14 protein-coding genes are annotated in these 17,871 nt (G+C 62.2%); 9 read left to right on the top strand and 5 right to left on the bottom strand.

Annotation, left to right across the window (positions count from 1 at the left end; all coding sequences use genetic code 11):
- The first annotated feature begins 242 nt into the window (after positions 1-242).
- Together mobF and MHX63_RS07100 are read left to right on the top strand one after the other, a co-directional pair.
- Complete coding sequence (mobF, locus tag MHX63_RS07105) at positions 243-3,800, top strand: MobF family relaxase (protein ID WP_370644177.1); 3,558 nt, start codon at positions 243-245, stop codon at positions 3,798-3,800.
- Positions 3,801-3,806: 6 nt separating this feature from the next.
- Entirely contained in the window at positions 3,807-4,673 is an 867-nt protein-coding gene (locus MHX63_RS07100) for a hypothetical protein (protein ID WP_239387879.1), read from the top strand.
- A gap of 61 nt (positions 4,674-4,734) precedes the next feature.
- On the opposite strand, the gene MHX63_RS07095 is transcribed toward MHX63_RS07100, so the two are convergent.
- The 3 genes from MHX63_RS07095 to MHX63_RS07090 form a co-directional block, all read right to left on the bottom strand.
- Positions 4,735-7,938, bottom strand: a complete 3,204-nt coding sequence (locus MHX63_RS07095; RefSeq protein WP_239387878.1) for a DEAD/DEAH box helicase — start codon at positions 7,936-7,938, stop codon at positions 4,735-4,737.
- A 70-nt stretch (positions 7,939-8,008) separates the two neighbouring features.
- Complete coding sequence (locus MHX63_RS10510) at positions 8,009-8,182, bottom strand: helix-turn-helix domain-containing protein (protein ID WP_370644049.1); 174 nt, start codon at positions 8,180-8,182, stop codon at positions 8,009-8,011.
- A gap of 90 nt (positions 8,183-8,272) precedes the next feature.
- Positions 8,273-8,422, bottom strand: a complete 150-nt coding sequence (locus MHX63_RS07090) for a hypothetical protein (protein WP_239387877.1) — start codon at positions 8,420-8,422, stop codon at positions 8,273-8,275.
- A 214-nt stretch (positions 8,423-8,636) separates the two neighbouring features.
- Here MHX63_RS07090 and MHX63_RS07085 point away from each other — a divergent pair, with 214 nt between their 5' ends.
- Positions 8,637-9,206, top strand: coding sequence for a vitamin K epoxide reductase family protein (locus MHX63_RS07085; RefSeq protein ID WP_239387876.1), 570 nt, complete (start codon positions 8,637-8,639; stop codon positions 9,204-9,206).
- Positions 9,207-9,234: 28 nt separating this feature from the next.
- On the opposite strand, the gene nadE is transcribed toward MHX63_RS07085, so the two are convergent.
- Positions 9,235-10,176, bottom strand: a complete 942-nt coding sequence (gene nadE / locus MHX63_RS07080; RefSeq protein WP_239387875.1) for an ammonia-dependent NAD(+) synthetase — start codon at positions 10,174-10,176, stop codon at positions 9,235-9,237.
- A 186-nt stretch (positions 10,177-10,362) separates the two neighbouring features.
- Here nadE and ykgO point away from each other — a divergent pair, with 186 nt between their 5' ends.
- The 4 genes from ykgO to nrdE all read left to right on the top strand — a co-directional run bounded on the left by ykgO (position 10,363) and on the right by nrdE (position 13,946).
- Positions 10,363-10,485, top strand: coding sequence for a type B 50S ribosomal protein L36 (ykgO, locus tag MHX63_RS07075; protein ID WP_005511141.1), 123 nt, complete (start codon positions 10,363-10,365; stop codon positions 10,483-10,485).
- A 387-nt stretch (positions 10,486-10,872) separates the two neighbouring features.
- A complete protein-coding gene (nrdH, locus tag MHX63_RS07070) occupies positions 10,873-11,103 on the top strand; it encodes a glutaredoxin-like protein NrdH (protein ID WP_011273153.1) in 231 nt (76 codons plus the stop codon).
- Positions 11,104-11,181: 78 nt separating this feature from the next.
- Positions 11,182-11,625, top strand: a complete 444-nt coding sequence (gene nrdI / locus MHX63_RS07065) for a class Ib ribonucleoside-diphosphate reductase assembly flavoprotein NrdI (RefSeq protein ID WP_239387874.1) — start codon at positions 11,182-11,184, stop codon at positions 11,623-11,625.
- Positions 11,626-11,783: 158 nt separating this feature from the next.
- Positions 11,784-13,946 (top strand): class 1b ribonucleoside-diphosphate reductase subunit alpha, encoded by a 2,163-nt coding sequence (gene nrdE, locus MHX63_RS07060; protein ID WP_239387873.1) that lies wholly within the window; start codon positions 11,784-11,786, stop codon positions 13,944-13,946.
- Positions 13,947-14,041: 95 nt separating this feature from the next.
- Here nrdE and MHX63_RS07055 read toward each other — a convergent pair whose 3' ends face one another.
- Positions 14,042-14,530: a ferritin gene (locus tag MHX63_RS07055; RefSeq protein ID WP_239387872.1), complete on the bottom strand. Its 489-nt coding sequence runs from the start codon at positions 14,528-14,530 to the stop codon at positions 14,042-14,044.
- 343 nt (positions 14,531-14,873) lie between these two features.
- Between MHX63_RS07055 and nrdF the strand changes: the two genes are divergently transcribed.
- Together nrdF and ctaD are read left to right on the top strand one after the other, a co-directional pair.
- Positions 14,874-15,869, top strand: coding sequence for a class 1b ribonucleoside-diphosphate reductase subunit beta (nrdF, locus tag MHX63_RS07050; RefSeq protein ID WP_239387871.1), 996 nt, complete (start codon positions 14,874-14,876; stop codon positions 15,867-15,869).
- Between the two features lie 277 nt (positions 15,870-16,146).
- Positions 16,147-17,844 (top strand): cytochrome c oxidase subunit I, encoded by a 1,698-nt coding sequence (ctaD, locus tag MHX63_RS07045; protein ID WP_239387870.1) that lies wholly within the window; start codon positions 16,147-16,149, stop codon positions 17,842-17,844.
- The last annotated feature ends 27 nt before the right edge of the window (positions 17,845-17,871 follow it).

Raw genomic sequence — 17,871 nt, 5'->3', positions numbered from 1 at the left:
CTCACGGCTGGAACCCTGAGAAGCGAGAAGCGCATCGCGGCGTAGCCACGTGGCGCATTCCATCCTGGCAACGGGGTGGCGTTCCCGAGACTTCGGCGGACGGCAAAACCTCCAGAGTGCGAAAAGATCCAGGAGGTTGGCGGCGACGCCGCCGAGGGGGTGGCCGCAACGGCCACCCCCTCTCTCACATCCAGGACGCGAGCACCTTTCCGCGAGAGGGGTGGTTCGGCGTGACGGTGTCGATGCGGGTGATGTCGGCTGGTGATGGTTACAAATATCTGCTGCGCACTGTGGCGGCTGGTGATGGTGACCGGTCGCTGTCGACTCCGTTGACCCGTTACTACGCCGAGGCTGGCACCCCGCCGGGGCGTTGGCTCGGTTCCGGCGTCACCGGCCTGGGGCATGGTGAACTTGCCCCGGGTGCGCAGGTGTCGGAGGCGCAGCTTCAGTTGCTGGTGGGGATGGGGCGGGATCCGATTACTGGTGTGCCGTTGGGGCGGGCGTATCCGGTGTACAGCTCGAGGGCGGAGCGGGTCGCGGACCGTGTCGCGCAGCTGGACCCTGCCCTGGGGGCGGTGGAGCGGGGGCGGGTCGTTGCGCAGATTGAGGCGGAGGAGGCTGCGCGGGGGTCGCGGCGTGCGGTGGCGGGGTTTGATTTCACGTTCAGTGTGCCGAAGTCGGCGTCGGTGTTGTGGGCGGTTGCGGACGCGGGGACGCAGGCGTTGATTGCGCAAGCCCATCATGAGGCGGTTGCGGCGGTGGTTGCGTTCATGGAGCGCGAAGTAGCAGCCACCCGCACGGGCGCAACCGCGGGCGATGGCGCGGTTGCACAGGTCGACGTCACCGGGCTCATAGCGACGGCGTTCGATCACTTCGACTCCCGCGCCGGGGACCCGCACTTGCACACGCATGTGGTGATCAGCAACAAGGCCCAAACGGTGTTGGATGGGAAGTGGCGGAGTCTGGATGGGCGGCCGATGCATGCCGCGGTCGTGGCGTTGTCGGAGCTGCACGAGGCCGTGTTCGCCGATCACATGACCCGCACGTTCGGCGTGAGCTGGGAGGTGCGGGAGATGGGCCGTGACCGGAACCCGTCATGGGCGATCACCGACGTCCCCGAGGAACTGGTGGCGGAGTTCTCGACCCGCTCCCGGCACATCAACGAGGCGACCGACGCGCTGATTGCTGACTACGTGACCCAGCACGGCAAACGCCCGTCGCCGGCGACCATCATGAAACTGCGCGCCCAGGCCACGCTCGCGACCCGCCCAGAGAAGCAGGTCCGATCCTTGGCGGAGCTAACAGCCGAGTGGCGCACCCGCGCCAGCCAGCAGCTCGGCACGGATGCCACCGCGTGGGCGCGGAGCGTCACGGCGGGGGAGCGGCAGTTGCTGTTGCGGGCTGATGATGTGCCGTTGGATCTGATCGGGCAGGTGGGGCGGTCGGTGGTTGAGGTGGTTGGTGAGAAGCGTTCGACGTGGCGGCGCTGGAACCTGATGGCCGAAGCCGCGCGCCAGACGATGGGGTGGCGGTTCGCCACCGTCGAGGACCGCGAAGTCATCACCGCCATGGTTGCTGACGCCGCCGAACAGGCGTCCCTGCGCCTGACCCCACCCGAGCTCGTGACCAGTCCGGTGGAGTTCCGCCGTCCCGATGGCACCTCGGTGTTTCGGCCCAAGCACTCGACCGAGTTCTCCTCCGACACCCTCCTCGCGGCAGAGGACCGCCTCCTGCAACGGGCCCGCACCACCACCGGCCCGAGCATCGACCTCGCCACCGTCGAGACCATCACGAGCAAGCCCGATGCCGAGGGGCGGGTGCTCGGTCCCGACCAGGCGTCAGCTTTGGCGTCGGTCGCGGTGTCGGGCCGGGTGGTGGATGTGTTGGTGGGGCCGGCGGGGGCCGGGAAGACGACCGCGATGAACGCCTTGCGCCGGGCGTGGGAGGCCTCGCATGGTGCTGGGTCGGTGGTGGGGCTGGCGCCGTCGGCGGTGGCGGCGCAGGTGCTGGCCGATGATCTGGGGATCGCCACGGAGAACACGGCGAAGTGGTGGACCACCCACCAACACACCGGCGCCACCTTCCAGGCCGGGCAGCTGGTCATCATCGACGAAGCCTCCCTCGCCGGCACCCTGTCCTTGGACCGGATCACGCAGGCAGCGGAGGAGGCGGGGGCGAAGGTGCTGTTGGTCGGTGACTACGCCCAGCTCCAATCCGTCGACGCTGGCGGTGCGTTCAGCCTGTTGATCCACGACCGCGACGATGCTCCCGAGCTGGTCGATGTCCACCGCTTCACCCACGCTTGGGAGAAGACCGCGTCCCTGGAGTTGCGGCACATCAACACCTACCTGGCACACGATCGCATCCACGACGGTGACGCCGAGGCCATGGCCGATGCCGCCTACACCGCCTGGCGCCGAGACCGGCAGCAGGGTTTGGTGTCGGTGCTGATCGCCGAAGTCCGCGAGAACGTCACCGCCCTCAACGTCCGCGCCCGCACTGACCTGATCCTTGACGGCACGCTGAAGCCCGGCCCCGAAATCACCCTGTCCGACGGGTCCATGGCGGGCGTGGGGGACACGATCATCACCCGCCACAACGACCGGCGGCTACGGAACCGGCACGGCTGGATCCGCAACGGCCAAACCTGGACCATCGCCGCCGTGCGCGGCGATGGTTCGGTCACGATCCGCCCACCCGGGGCCCGGTTCGGCAACAGCATCGTCGTGCCCGCCGACTACGTGGCCGAGCACGTCGATCTCGGCTACGCAGTCACCGCCCACCGCGCCCAAGGCCTCACCACCGACACCGCCCACGTCCTTGTTGAACCCACCGCCACCAGGGAGAACCTGTATGTCGCGATGACGCGCGGACGCGAATCGAACCAGGCCTACGTCATCCTCGACCGTCTCGACGATCACGCCACGGCGCATCCGGGTGACAATCCCGACGCGACCGCCCGCACGGTCCTTTACGGTGTGCTGCAACACAGCGGTGCTGAGCTGTCGGCACACGAGACCATCACCGCCGAGCAGGACCAGTGGGGCTCGATCGCCCAACTCGCCGCCGAATACGAAACCATCGCCGCCGCAGCCCAACACGACCGCTGGACCACCCTCGTCACCACCAGCGGCCTCACTACCGATCAAGCGCAAGCCGTCATCGAATTCGACACCTACGGCGCCCTGACTGCGGAACTGCGCCGGGCGGAAGCCAACCACCACAACGTCGAGGCCCTCCTACCACGCCTCATCGCAGCGCGCGGGTTCGCCAACGCCGACGACATCGCCTCCGTCATCCACCACCGCCTCGCCCACGCCACCACCCGACCCGCCGGATCCGGCCGCACCCGCCAGGCCCCGCGTCTCATCGCCGGCCTGATTCCCGAAGCCACCGGCCCCATGACCCCCGACATGCACCAAGCTCTGACCGAGCGCCGCCACCTCAGCGAAACCCGAGCAGAAGCAGTTCTCGGCACCGCCCTCCACACCCACGTCGCCGCCAAGGCGTTCCAAGACGGAGAGCGCGTCACCATCGCAGCGGCGCTGTCCGGGAGATTCTGGTCGATGCGAACAGCGACGAACCTTGCGGAGTGGAGACGATGGTGTCGCGACCAGGGAACGAAGCTGCGGGACAGGTCAGTTGACGTCCACTCGCTATTCCGCGACATGATCCCCTGTCGACGTCAAGGAGCGACCCCCGTACCCATTCCTCGCGGTGGAGTGGCCATGGGAGCTCTACGTTGGCGCTGGAACGTCCTCCCGCGTTGTCTTCAACGCCAACGACGTTCCGCTGACTGATGCCGATTGAGGATCGACGATTACGGAGTCGACGGCCCACTCCGTTTCTCAGTCGTCACACCTACGTGGGAGCTTCCATACGAGGGGCGGTTCGGTTCGACCGGTGTTCACTACCGTGCACTGGCTGACGATGCCACGGTGGAGGGAGGTCGCGGATCGACAGCGCCTCTGTCGACCTGGTTGAATAATCACAAGCCTACGCTCCTTCTCTCCGGCGACCGACTGATCACCGGCGATGACCGGCTGCTCGCGCCGCGAACCGAGCTTCTGCCGTACCCCCGTGACAATCTGCGTTCTCTCGACTGGACCGCCGGAGGTGTGAACACTGCGGTCGAATCGCAGGGCCCCGATCGCAGAGCCGACTCGATACAGGCTTTCATGGCGCGCTACCTCGGTGAGAACCAGACCTTTGACGCCCTTATCGACGATGACAGGTCGGGTGAGACGGCCGACCTCGTCGGCATCCGAGTCGATGGAGGAGATCTGCACGTCACGCTCGTGCACTGCAAGTACTCCTCAAAACCAGACGCAGGATCCCGCCTAAAGGACCTCTACGAAGTCTGCGGCCAAGCGATGCGCGGCGCGCGATGGCGAGACAACGCAGCGTTGCCACTCCTCGAACACCTCGATCGCCGGGCCGTCGGATACACGCGCCGCTTTGGAGGAACGGCGTTCGAAATTGGGGACCGTGAGATGCTCTGCCGGATCAGGGAGCAGACGTCGCTGCTGTTCCCGCGGTTCACGACAATCATTGCCCAGCCAGGCCTGAGCATTGGGTCAGCGAGTGATGAGCAACTCCGGCTCATCGCTGGTGCCGCTTCATATGTGCAGACCGTGACCAAAGGTGGGTTTGATGTCTACGGATTGGACTGAGCGGCAATAGCCGTACGGATTTCGACGAAACAAACATCGACGCCCGCGTCGTCTGTGCGGGCTATTGAACGAGTGCGTTGGACAGGTCTCGGAAGTAGTTGTGGCGCGCCCAAAAGGAACGATCGCCAATGACGTAGAGGCGGCGTTTGGCGCGGCTGGCGGCAACATTGACAAGGTTCGGGGTGCGTGCCCAGTTGGCGGGTGCTCCCGGTTTGCTGGGGTCACCGCCGAGGACGAGGATCACGACGTCGGCCTCGCGTCCTTGCGCTGTGTGAATAGTTCCGGCTTGGAGGCCCTGATATTTCGGGATGAGGCTGCGGAGGCGATCTGCGACGGCTCGGAACGGGGAGATGGCGATGACCTCCGACGGCGGGATGCCGTGGTCGTTCAAGTAGGCGAGGGCCTTCTCGAACCGCTCGATCTGGCTTGCTTGGAGATGGCTGCCTGCGTTGTTGGCCGGCTCGTCGGCCCAGTAGCTGGGGGCGATGAGCGGTCCGGTTGGGCTGTCGAAGCGCTCGTCGGGGTCGTCGAGACCACGGTGGACGCCGTTGACCATGAGGTTGTTGTAGGCGATCTGGTTGCACAGAGTGAACATCGGGTTGTCGCAGCGTCGGTGCACCAGGAGTGGCGCGCTGACCCAGACTTTGTCCTCGCCTTGATCGAGCTGGGTCCCGAACGGCGTGACGCGGTCGGCCAGGGTCTGGACGGAGGCACGTGGCGGGATCCAGGTCGTGCTGAGGCCGTAGTTGCTGGCGATGTTGCGTTGTGCCTTCTCGGGGAGTGTGACGACGGGCTCGAGCTGGAGCGGGTCGCCCACTGCGACGATGCGTTGCGCGCGCCAGATCGCGCCGGCGGCGTACTGGGGTGAGGCTTGTCCAGCTTCGTCGATGAGGAGCCAGCCGATCGCCTCGGAGCCGATGCCGCTGAACATCCGGCTGGCCGAAGCGAAGGTTGTGGAAATCAACGGGACGACGAGGAAGAACAGTTGCCAGGCAGCCCGGAGCTTCTCGGGCTCGAGGTCGCGGGGGTAGTTCCCAGCGACGACCTCACCGGCGGCGCGCAGCCCGTTCAGCATGTCTCGTGCCGTGTTGGCGAGGAAGTCTTGGTGTAGTTGGAGTGCCGCGGCGAACAGATCCGACCGGGCGGTGTCAAGCTCCTTGTCAAGCCATGGGGCGTGTAGCTCTCGCTGGTCGCCCTGCCATGCCGGGCCGGGATAAGCCGCACCGAACCGTTCTTTGTCCTGCGCACACTGATCCTGAAGTCTGGCCCGTTGAGCTCGGAGGCCGTTTAGGTCGTGTTGAGCTGATGACAGCCGTGCTTGGGCATGCCGCACGGCGTCGTGAAGCCGTTGCCCACGGTCGCATACGTCTCGGTATTGTTGCTCGGCGTTGTCCAGTGCTCGCGCGAGGTCGGCGAGGCGGGTGCGCCATGCTCGGACGGCTCGCCCGAAGGAGAAGAGTGTCTCCAGTACGCCGGGCTTAGTAGCGAGGTGCCGACCGTGGCTGGCGGCAGCTTGCGTGCGGCCTGCGTCTGCCCGCTGCTGAACGGGCTGATGCTGGGACAGATCGTGTTGGGCCCGATTCAGATCTCGGAGTTCCTGTTCGATCGCCGCTTCCAGACCGCGTTCACGTTCAGCGAGTTCTGGGACTTGCCGGAGCCGGTCTTGGGCCTGCGCCCGTTGTCGGATGAGTGCGTCGACGCGCTGCTCGGCAGTGCAGAAGGCTTCGCGTGCTTGTGCCCAGGGCGTGTAGGGAACCTTGCCGTCGCGCCACTGGACCAGCCTTGTCTGCATCCTTGGAACGCCGTTCTCGACAGGTTTCTTGGTCTTGGGGTCCTTTTCATCGAACCAGAATGCTGAGTGGAAGGACGAACGGTTCCTCTTTCTGCCGAGTCGAGCGGCGACGAGACCCCAGGCTGTTGGCGGTGCCGCGTCGCTGGTGGAGTCGCTGCCAGTCACGTCTTGGAGGATCTCGGTCGCGATATCACCGAAGTAGTCGATGTGGCCGCGCCACGGCGCTTCGATTGCGTTCTCGTCGGGGATCTCGGTGGTGACGTTCTCGACGGCCGCGTTGTTCGCAGACGCGACGACCATCTCGAACCCTGTCAGCTCGGGTTTGAGTTGGCGAACGATCCGGCCGTGGCCTTCGTCGTCGGACCATCGATGGGTGACTTGGGTGAAGGCATGCGATGGCTGAGTCAGCGCTGCGAGTCGTCGGGCTCGCTCGACGACGTTTCCGGCGAGGATATCGCGCAGCATCGTCGTCTTGCCCGTGCCCGGCGGACCGTTGACGCCCATTAGACCACCGCTGTGCCCGAGGTCGTTCAGCGCTCGATTGACGGCGAACTGCTGGCTCAGGGCCAGCGAGTGGTCCGGGTTAGCCGGCCATCGACCCTTGGGGAGGCGCTCGATCCCGGTTCCTGCGTCGACCGCGCGCGGGTGTGTGACGACATCTACCCGATCGGACACAGGCAGCGTTTGGTCGCCGGTGAGATACGTGGCGAGGCCGGCGCCGAGATCTCCGCGTGCGACATGGTCGCGTACGACCGCGAGGTCGTCGAGGTAGAAGCTGTTCAAGAAGTCAGTGTCCGTGCCGTCCTCGGCTCGTCGTGCCGACACCGCCACGCTCTCGATGACCACGCGATCGTCCGCAAGGTCATCGAAGCCGTCGACTCCGGCAGCGACATGGGACAGCTTCAGCAACTTGTTCAGCGAGTCCGAGTCGTAAGGCGGGGTCTGCTCTCCGCCATCGGCATCACGGCGGGCGCCTTCAAAAGCGTCAATCGAGTCGACGAACTCTTCCTTGGCCTCCTCGAACCCGTCCATCCAGCGCGGATTGCTCGGTCCTGGATCTCGCGTACGACCGGCAGCCCAGAGCGCCGAGGACAGCACCGCCGAATCGGTGACGAGACGACCGTCGTGATCGATCAGGAGACCGGCACAGGCGCTCTCACCCTCAGGCCGCTTGTCGTAGGCATCGGGATCCTCGCCGAACACACGGCCCAACGCCTCGTAGGTCGCTTCAAGCTTGTAGACGCCCAGATATACAGTGTGACGCCAGACCCTTCGGGTCCCGTTGAACGGCTCGGGCGGAGCCAACGTCTCCCAGGGGAGAGGGCCTCCCGATTGCCACGCGATCACCTGACGATCCGACGGGCGGGTGGCTCGACGCGTCAACGCTGGTACCCGCTGCGGGCTGAATAACTCCAACATCCGCCAGAACGTCAGTATCCGCAGACGCTCATCGCTGCCCCGATCCACTCCCATGCCTCTCATCTTACCCGATCGGGTTGTCACAGCCGCCCCGGCGCCCAGTCTCGGCGATCGACGTGGTTCGCTATCTTTCACGTCCGTGCGCATCACGCAGCACTTTGCCGGCAGATCGGAGATGGTTGCGGACTGTGCTGGGTGAGAATCCCAGGTGCTTGCCCACGCGTTCGAGTGACTCACCACCGGCATAGCGACGAGCCATCTCCTGCACCTCATCCGGCGACGGTGTAGCACGCCGCATCCGTACACCCCGGTCCCGCAGCAGTAAGGCCAGTCGCTCCCGACCGATCCCGAGCTCGTTGGCAAGCTCTAGCAACGTGGCGCCAGCCTCCTACTGTCTCTGTGCCACGTCGAGCAGGTCCTTGCCGGCGCGAGGGAGCCTACGCGGGAGTGGCTCCTCGTGGTCGGCCTTGAGCACGCGGATGCGGAGCGACCGGCGCGTTCGCACCAGCTGAATCACTGGCGGGGCAAGTTTCGACAAGCCTTCCGCCAGCTCCACTGAATACAAAATCCCAGTTCAGAGATGAGCTGGGGATTTGTTGTATTTGCTGGGTAATCCACCGTGCTAATCTAATTTCATTGGAATTGCCCAGTTCCGCCATGGACAGCGGCCCCAAGCCGATTCACCCGCGCCGGACAATGCTGGTGTGGGTGCGCTGGGACGTGAGGGCGTCAGTAATAAAGAGAGCGAGCACATGAACGGTCTAGGTGCTACCAAACGCTTCGGCTACACCTTCCTGGTGCTGTCCACAATCGGGCTGATTTTTTCCGCTTTGATCATGCACGACAAGCTGCAGATGGCGCTGGATCCTAACTTCGAACCTGCCTGCGCTTTCAACGAAGTGATTTCGTGTACGGATGTGATGGCATCGGATCAGGCGTCTGCGTTCGGGTTTTCTAATCCGTTCATCGGGCTGATTGGCTTCCCGGTGATGATGACCCTCGCCGTGATGCTAATCGTCGGCGCCAAGCTGCCACGTTGGATGTGGTACTGCACCTTGGTCGGGCTGGCTTTGGGTGTGGTGTTTGTGCACTGGCTGGCCTACGCCGCGATCTACCAGATTGGCGCGCTGTGCCCCTACTGCATGGCCGTGTGGGCGGCGATCCTACCGATGTTTGTCATGACGTTGGTGCACATTCAGCGCGAGAAACGGCGCGAGGCGGGAGAGGGCGTGCCGCACTCCGCGCTAGGCATGCCGTTGGTGGTTGTTATCGCCTGGTTCCTGGCGTTTACCGCGCTGATCCTGGATCAGTTCGTTTTCTAGCTGTGCTACGACCCAGCGGTGTGGGCGCTTAGCTGCGCCACCAATCATCGTGCGGCGCGACTGGCAGATGCCGCTTGTGGCGCGAGCGGAACCATAGCTTTTCGATGTGCTCGGCGACTTGCGGGTCGATGTCGGCCGCGCCGTTGGTGCTTTCCAGGTAATCGTCGAGTTGTGTGTACGTCACGCCCAGCGCTTCCTCGTCGGGGAGTGCGGGGCGGTCTTCCTCCAGATCTGCGGTGGGAACCTTTTGCCACGTGCTGTCGGGGGCGCCGAGGTGCTGCAACAGCGCCGCGCCCTGTCGCTTGGTGAGCCCTGCTAGTGGAACCAGATCCGCTGCACCGTCGCCGTGCTTGGTGTAGAAGCCGGTGATTGCCTCTGCCGCGTGATCCGTGCCGACCACTAGCGCGCCGAGCTCGCCCGCCAGCGCATACTGCGCGATCATGCGTTCGCGCGCTTTGACGTTGCCCTTGTTGAAGTCGCTGACCTGCGCGATGCCGAGGGCCTCGCTCGCCGCGCGCGCCGATTCGTCGGTTGCGTCCTTGATATTTACTGTGACGCCCATACTCGGCGCGATAAACTTCAGCGCCACCTGTGCGTCGTCCTCGTCCGCCTGGGTTCCGTAGGGCAGCCGCACGGCGCAGAAGCGGTAGGGCTGCGGAGTATCTGCTTGCTGAGCCTGTGTGTCCTCCTGGCTGAGGCGTTCGACCGCCAGCTGGCACAGCCTTCCCGCCAGGGTGGAGTCCTGGCCGCCGGAGATTCCCAGTACCAAAGCGCGCACTCCCGTGGTCTGCATGTAGTCGGCGATGAACTGCACGCGGCGCTCTACCTCTTCGGCGGGGTTGATGGTGGGGCGCACGCCCAGTTCTGCGACGATCTGTGCGTGCAGCGGGCGCGCGCCCGGGCGCTTGGCGCCGCTAGTGCTGCCGGGGTTGTTGGGGATGTGGTTCGGCTGGTTTGCGGAAGGGCTCATGGGTTAGATGCTAGTCCGCAGGGGAGCGTGGGGTGCTCGGGTAGTCCATTTGCACTTATTTGGTTTTGGAGTCTGCGATGGGTAAACTCATCGTTTGTGTTTGTGCCGGGCGGCATCGACGGGTTTTAGCCTGTTAGCCTGTACTGCCTGGCGATGTAAGAAAGTCGATGAGGAAAGGAGCGCCCGATGAAGGTCCGCAAGTCCCTTCGGTCGCTGAAGAACAAGCCGGGCGCTCAGGTCGTTCGTCGCCGCGGCAAGGTCTACGTGATCAACAAGAAGGAACCCCGCTTCAAGGCTCGCCAGGGCTAAGAACCGTAGGGTTTCGCTTCCCCCGTCTTCCGCTGAGAGTGCCAATGGCACCGCGGAGGCGGGGGATTTTTTGTCTCAAATTCCGGCTTTGAAATTACATGCATGTTTTTTATGTGGCTAGATGTAGTGGTGGGAAAACTCCCCACCTGCGAATACTCAAGATGTAACTACTAGATATTGTGTTTCAGTTTTATGGGAGCCCCAAAATGTTGTGTTTTAGCGGTTGTCTTACACGCATGTGATGTGTAGTCTTAAGCAAGTCGATGAGGGGCGATGAAGGCACAGTACGCCTGGCTATCGCCCGCCGAGGTCGTTGCTACGGCCAGCTTAAAGACTGACAAAGACCAACACTGATAGCGCTCACGAACCAGGAGAATGACAGCCACCATGATCACCGTCTACACCAAGCCCGCATGTGTTCAGTGCAACGCCACCAAGAAGGCCCTCGATAAGGCTGGTCTGGAGTACGAACTCGTGGACATCAGCCTCGACGATGAGGCTCGTGACTACGTCATGGCACTGGGCCACCTGCAGGCTCCCGTGGTTGTCGCTGGGGAGGATCACTGGTCTGGCTTCCGCCCGGATCGCATCCGCTCCCTGACCGCCAAGGCTGCTTAACCCTCGCGCGTCGCTTCGCCTTCACCGTCTACCAGGTGGGGGCTATTTTTGCGCGCGCCACTGTCTGAATGAGGCTCAATGCTAATCACGTATTTTTCCTCCACGACGGAGAACACGCACCGCTTCGTGCGCAAGCTCGGGTTGCCTTCCTCCCGCATCCCTTTGAAGCGTAATGACGCTCCACTGCTCGTCGACCAACCGCATGTCTTGGTCGTGCCGACATACGGCGGGGGAGCAGGGATGACGGGGGACTATTCCCGACCAGTTCCAAAGCAGGTAATCAAGTTTCTCAACGTAGAGCAGAACCGCAAGTGGCTACGCGGGGTGATCGGCGCGGGGAACATTAACTTCGGGTCGGACTTCGCCAAGGCCGGCGAGGTGATCTCCGCCAAGTGCCAGGTGCCGTACTTGTACCGCTTCGAGCTGATGGGAACGGAGCAGGATGTCCACCGAGTGCGCGAGGGATTGGCGGAGTTTGAGGCCTCCCTGCGCCACGAGGGCCGGTGGGATCTGGCGAGCTGATAACGCCTTGGCGAGCTGACATGGCAAGTGTGACGCAGAGAATAGAACACCTGCTTCGCACCCGCCCCGCACATGTCCGGGGCACTGATTAGAATCGAAACGAACGCACGAGCGCGAGACATTTTTCTTAGCGCGAGTTTTTGAGGAGACGCATACACATGACTGGCACTGAGCTTGGCAAGACCGTCCAGGAGCCCGTTGACCAGCGGGAGCAGCTGGATTATCACGCTCTGAACGCGATGTTGAACCTGTACAACGATGCAGGGGAGATCCAATTCGACAAGGATCGCGAGGCTGCAAACCAGTACTTCCTGCAGCACGTTAACCAGAACACCGTGTACTTCCACGATCTGGAGGAAAAGGTTAAGTACCTGGTGGACAACGAGTACTACGATCCCGAGGTACTGGATCAGTACGAGTTCAGCTTCGTGAAATCCCTGTTTAAGCAGGCCTACGCGAAGAAGTTCCGTTTCCAGTCTTTCCTGGGTGCGTACAAGTACTACACCTCCTACACTCTGAAGACCTTCGATGGCCGCCGTTACCTGGAGCGTTTCGAGGATCGCGTGTGCATGGTTGCATTGGGGCTGGCAGCGGGCGATACCGAGTTGGCGTCCAACCTCGTCGACGAGATCATGGATGGCCGCTTCCAGCCTGCAACGCCGACCTTCCTCAACATCGGCAAGAAGCAGCGCGGCGAGCCGGTTTCGTGCTTCCTGCTGCGCATCGAGGACAACATGGAGTCCATCGGCCGTTCCATCAATTCCGCGCTGCAGCTGTCCAAGCGCGGCGGCGGTGTGGCTCTGCTGCTGTCGAACGTGCGTGAAGCCGGCGCGCCGATTAAGCACATCGAGAACCAGTCCTCCGGTGTGATCCCCGTGATGAAGCTGCTGGAAGATGCCTTCAGCTACGCCAACCAGCTGGGCGCCCGCCAGGGTGCCGGTGCGGTCTACCTGAGCGCGCACCACCCGGACATCCTGCGCTTCCTGGATACCAAGCGTGAGAACGCGGACGAGAAGATCCGCATTAAGACCCTCTCGTTGGGCGTGGTGATCCCGGACATCACCTTTGAGCTGGCCAAGCGCAACGACGACATGTACTTGTTCAGCCCGTACGACGTCGAGCGTGTGTACGGCAAGCCGTTCGCCGACGTCTCCATCACCGAGCACTACGAGGAGATGGTGGAGGATCCGCGTATCCGCAAGTCCAAGATCAACGCGCGTGCGTTCTTCCAGACCCTGGCGGAGATCCAGTTCGAGTCCGGATACCCGTACATCATGTTCGAGGACACGGTTAATAAGGCCAACCCGATCGAGGGCCGTATTACCCACTCGAACCTGTGCTCCGAGATTCTGCAGGTCTCCACCCCGTCGGAATTCAACGCCGACCTGTCGTACAAGAAGATCGGCGACGACATTTCCTGCAACCTGGGTTCCATGAACATTGCGAAGGCGATGGATTCGGAGGACTTCTCCAAGACCATCGAGACTGCCATCCGTGGCCTGACTGCCGTGTCGGACCAGACCTCCATCGATTCCGTGCCGTCGGTGCGCCAGGGTAACGACAACTCCCACGCCATCGGCCTGGGGCAGATGAACCTGCACGGCTTCCTGGGGCGCGAGCGCATTCACTACGGTTCCGAGGAGGCGCTGGACTTCACCAACGCCTACTTTGCGACCGTGATGTACGAGGCGCTGAAGGCCTCCAACAAGATCGCCCGGGAGCGCGGCGAGAAGTTCCACAACTTCGAAAACTCCCAGTACGCTACCGGCGAGTTCTTCGACCGCTACGATCCGGCCGACTTTGCCCCGAAGACGGAGCGCGTGCGTCAGATCTTCGGCAACTCCAGCATCCACGTGCCCACCGCGCAGGACTGGCAGCAGCTGAAGGAAGACGTGCAGGCTCACGGCCTGTACAACCGCAACCTGCAGGCTATCCCGCCGACGGGTTCGATCTCCTACATCAACAACTCCACGTCCTCGATCCATCCGATCGCCTCCAAGATTGAGATTCGCAAGGAGGGCAAGATCGGTCGCGTGTACTACCCGGCTCCGTACATGACGAACGACAACCTGGAGTACTACGAGGACGCATACGAGATCGGCTACGAGAAGATCATCGAGACTTACGCTGTGGCCACGAAGTACGTGGACCAGGGCCTGTCGCTGACCCTGTTCTTCAAGGACACCGCCACCACGCGCGACATCAACCGCGCACAGATCTATGCATGGCGCAAGGGGATCAAGACGATCTACTACATCCGCCTCCGCCAGACGGCCCTGACCGGCACGGAGGTCGAGGGCTGCGTGAGCTGCATGCTCTAAGTAGGGGAGTGGCCCCACCGAACACGAAGAGCCGACTGGGAGGAATCCCAGTCGGCTCTTTCTTATTGGCCTTTGAGTGGCGTTCTTAATGGCTGCTAGCGGTTGCCCAGCTCCGCGTCGATGCGCAGCAGGCCGGAACCATCATTGCCTACCAGCTTGATACGGTCGATGATGTTGCTAACTGTAGCCTCCTCCTCGATCTGCTCCTCCAGGAAGAAGTTCAGCAGGTTGCGGGAGTCAATGTCGCCAACCTCGTCGGCGGTCTTCACCAGATCGCGGATCAGTGCGGAGACCTTACGCTCGTGCTCGAGGGAAGCCTCGAAGGCATCCAGCGGGGTGGAGATCTTCAGGGAAGGCATCTCAACAGTCTCGATGTCCACGCGCGCGTCGCGGTTCAGCAGGTGCTGCGCGAACTTCTGAGCGTGCTCGCGCTCCTCATCAGCCTGCGCCTGCATCCAGCTGCTCATGCCGTCGAAGGAGAGGCGGTCCAGCTCGTAAGCCAGCTGCGTATAAACCAGGGCTGCCTGGTGCTCGGCGGTGACCTGTTCGTTCAATTGCTTTTGAAAATTCTCGTTGATTTCCATGCAGCTCAATGTACTCAGGGTTTATCCAATCGGCTAGCAAACGCAGGCTACCCTTATATTATCAATGCAGGTCAGAGCCTATTGTATAGTCGGTGAGGCTGTCTTTACTTAGGCTGCCCTGTAAACCAATCCTGACGTGCTCTTTAGGTAGTGACGCCCCCAGCTCCGGGCTGAAAATCGACTCCAGTGCGTGCTGAGGGCGTCATTAAGAAAGATCCCCAAAATGGGGGTAGTGGCCGAGGGGTAGGCGCGTCGCGGAAACGGGGTACGATGGGGCGAAGTGCACAAGCTGAGGGTCAGCGAGAAAATCAGCACGTTTTGTGAAGAAGGAGACACGCAAGCGATGAGTGCGCACGCACCCCACACTCCCGTACACCGCGTCGGCGGCGATCCGATATCCGCCATCAACTGGAATAGTATTCCGGACGAGAAGGACCTGGAGGTGTGGGATCGCCTCACCGCCAACTTCTGGCTGCCTGAGAAGGTGCCGCTGTCCAACGACGTGCCCAGCTGGTCCACGCTGAACGACATGGAGAAGCAGGCGACCATGCGCGTGTTCACAGGCCTGACCATGCTGGACACCATCCAGGGCACCGTCGGCGCGGTGAAGTTGATCGAGGATGCGGCCACCCCGCACGAGGAAGCTGTGATGACGAACATCTCCTTCATGGAGAGCGTCCACGCGAAGTCTTATTCCTCTATCTTCATGACGCTGGCCTCCACACCGGAGATCAACGACGCTTTCCGTTGGTCGGAGGAGAACGACAAGCTGCAGAACAAGGCTAATATCATCCTCGACTTCTACGAGGGTGAAGATCCGATGAAGAAGAAGATTGCCTCAGTTCTGCTGGAGAGCTTCCTTTTCTACTCCGGTTTCTACCTGCCCATGTACTGGTCCTCGCACGCGAAGCTGACCAACACTGCGGACATTATTCGTTTGATCATCCGCGATGAGTCCGTGCACGGCTACTACATCGGCTACAAGTACCAGCGCGCACTGGAAAACGAGACTCCGGAGCGCCAGGAGGAGCTGAAGGAGCACACCTTCGACCTGCTGCTGGAGCTGTACGACAACGAGGCACAGTACACCGAGGACCTGTACGACGAGCTCGGCTGGACCGAGGATGTGAAGCGCTTCCTGCGCTACAACGCCAACAAGGCGCTGAACAACCTGGGATATGAGGGGCTGTTCCCGGCTGACGAGACTCGCGTCTCCCCGGCGATCCTGTCCGCTTTGAACCCGGGTGGCGACGAGAACCACGACTTCTTCTCTGGCTCCGGTTCTTCCTATGTAATTGGTAAGGCAGAGAACACCGTCGACGACGACTGGGACTTCTAGGCGGCGACTTCGAAGCAGCAGCATAGCTATCACCCCGGTTAGCACCCCCGAAAACGTGGGATCTGTTAGCTGCGCGCCGTCCACGGCTATTGAAATGCGCGTTGACGGGATACTATGTAATCATTCTGCGTCTGTTCGGGCCGGTTGTTGACGAGACCGACCCAGCGGGAACGGGGCAGAGGAAACATTCTTTTGGGTGGCCGCCCTCAAGAATCCTGTGAGTCGTCTAAAGCTCACAGGAGGAAAAGGGCAGGTCACGCGTAGTCAGGAGGAACTAATGACCGCAGTAGCGCCTAGGGAAAGCCATGAGGTTTCCCCGGCTCGGCCTGCGCCTTTCGGTGAGGCACCGCGTGGCAGCCTCGCATGGAAGATGCTGACCACGACCGACCACAAGCTTCTGGGCATCATGTACCTAATCATGTCCTTCACCTTCTTCATGGTTGGTGGCTTGATGGCCCTGCTGATCCGTATCGAGCTTTTCTCTCCGGGCCAGCAATTCCTGTCCAATGAGCAGTTCAACCAGCTGTTCACGATGCACGGCACGATCATGCTGCTGCTGTACGGCTCCCCGATGGTGTTCGGTTTCGCGAACTACATCCTGCCGCTGCAGATCGGCGCGCCTGACGTGGCATTCCCCCGTCTGAACGCCTTCGGCTTCTGGATGACCACCGCCGGTGGTGTCGTTATGCTGCTCGGCTTCCTGACCCCGGGTGGTGCTGCTGACTTCGGTTGGACCATGTACATGCCGCTGGCGGACGCTACGCACTCTCCGGGTGTGGGCTCTGAGCTGTGGATCCTGGGTGTCGGCGTTGGTGGTATCGGTACCATCCTTTCCGCTGTGAACATGATCACCACCATCCTGTGCCTGCGTGCGCCGGGTATGACCATGTTCCGCATGCCGATCTTCACCTGGAACATCCTGGTCACCTCTCTGCTGGTTCTGCTGATCTTCCCGCTGCTGACCGCTGCAGCCCTGGGTGTCTTCTACGACCGCAAGCTGGGTGGCCACATCTACGACGCTGGTAACGGTGGCGCTATCCTGTGGCAGCACCTGTTCTGGTTCTTCGGCCACCCTGAAGTTTACGTCCTGGCACTGCCGTTCTTCGGCATCGTGTCCGAGGTCTTCCCGGTGTTCTCCCGCAAGCCGATGTTCGGCTACGTCGGCCTAGTGTTCGCAACCCTGTCGATTGCTGCACTGTCCATGGCCGTGTGGGCGCACCACATGTTCGTGACCGGCGCCGTGATGCTGCCGTTCTTCTCCTTCATGACGTTCCTGATCGCCGTGCCGACTGGTATGAAGTTCTTCAACTGGCTGGGCACGATGTGGAAGGGTCGCCTGACCTTCGAGACCCCGATGATCTTCGCGGTCGGCTTCTTCGCCACCTTCCTCTTCGGTGGTCTGACCGGTGTCATGCTGGCCTCCCCGGCTCTGGACTTCCACGTTTCGGATACCTACTTCGTGGTTGCCCACTTCCACTACACCCTGTTCGGTACCGTGACCTTCGCTTCCTTCGCAGGTATCTACTTCTGGTTCCCGAAGATGACCGGTCGCATGCTGGACGAGAAGCTGGGCAAGATCCACTTCTGGCTGGTTACCATCGGCTTCCACACCACCTTCCTGGTGCAGCACTGGCTGGGCAACATGGGTATGCCGCGTCGTTACGCTGACTACCTGCCGACGGATGGTTTCACCACCCTGAACCAGATCTCCACGGTTGGTGCTTGCATCCTGGCGATCTCCATGATTCCGTTCCTGTGGAACGTCTTTAAGTCCTACCGCTACGGCGAGGTCGTCACCGTCGATGACCCGTGGGGCTACGGCAACTCCCTGGAGTGGGCAACCTCTTGCCCGCCGCCGCGCCACAACTTCAATTCCATGCCTCGCATCCGCTCCGAGCGCCCGGCGTTCGAGCTGCACCACCCGCACATGGTCAAGCGCATGCGCGACGAGGCTCACGTCGGTCGCCACTTCTAAGCGCACTTTCTAGTGACGCCCCCTCAC

The sequence above is a fragment of the Corynebacterium sp. ACRQK genome (assembly GCF_022345965.1).
Classification (GTDB): Bacteria; Actinomycetota; Actinomycetes; order Mycobacteriales; family Mycobacteriaceae; genus Corynebacterium.
Note: the sequence above shows the minus strand (reverse complement) of the source record. Positions and strands in the feature narration are given on the sequence as shown.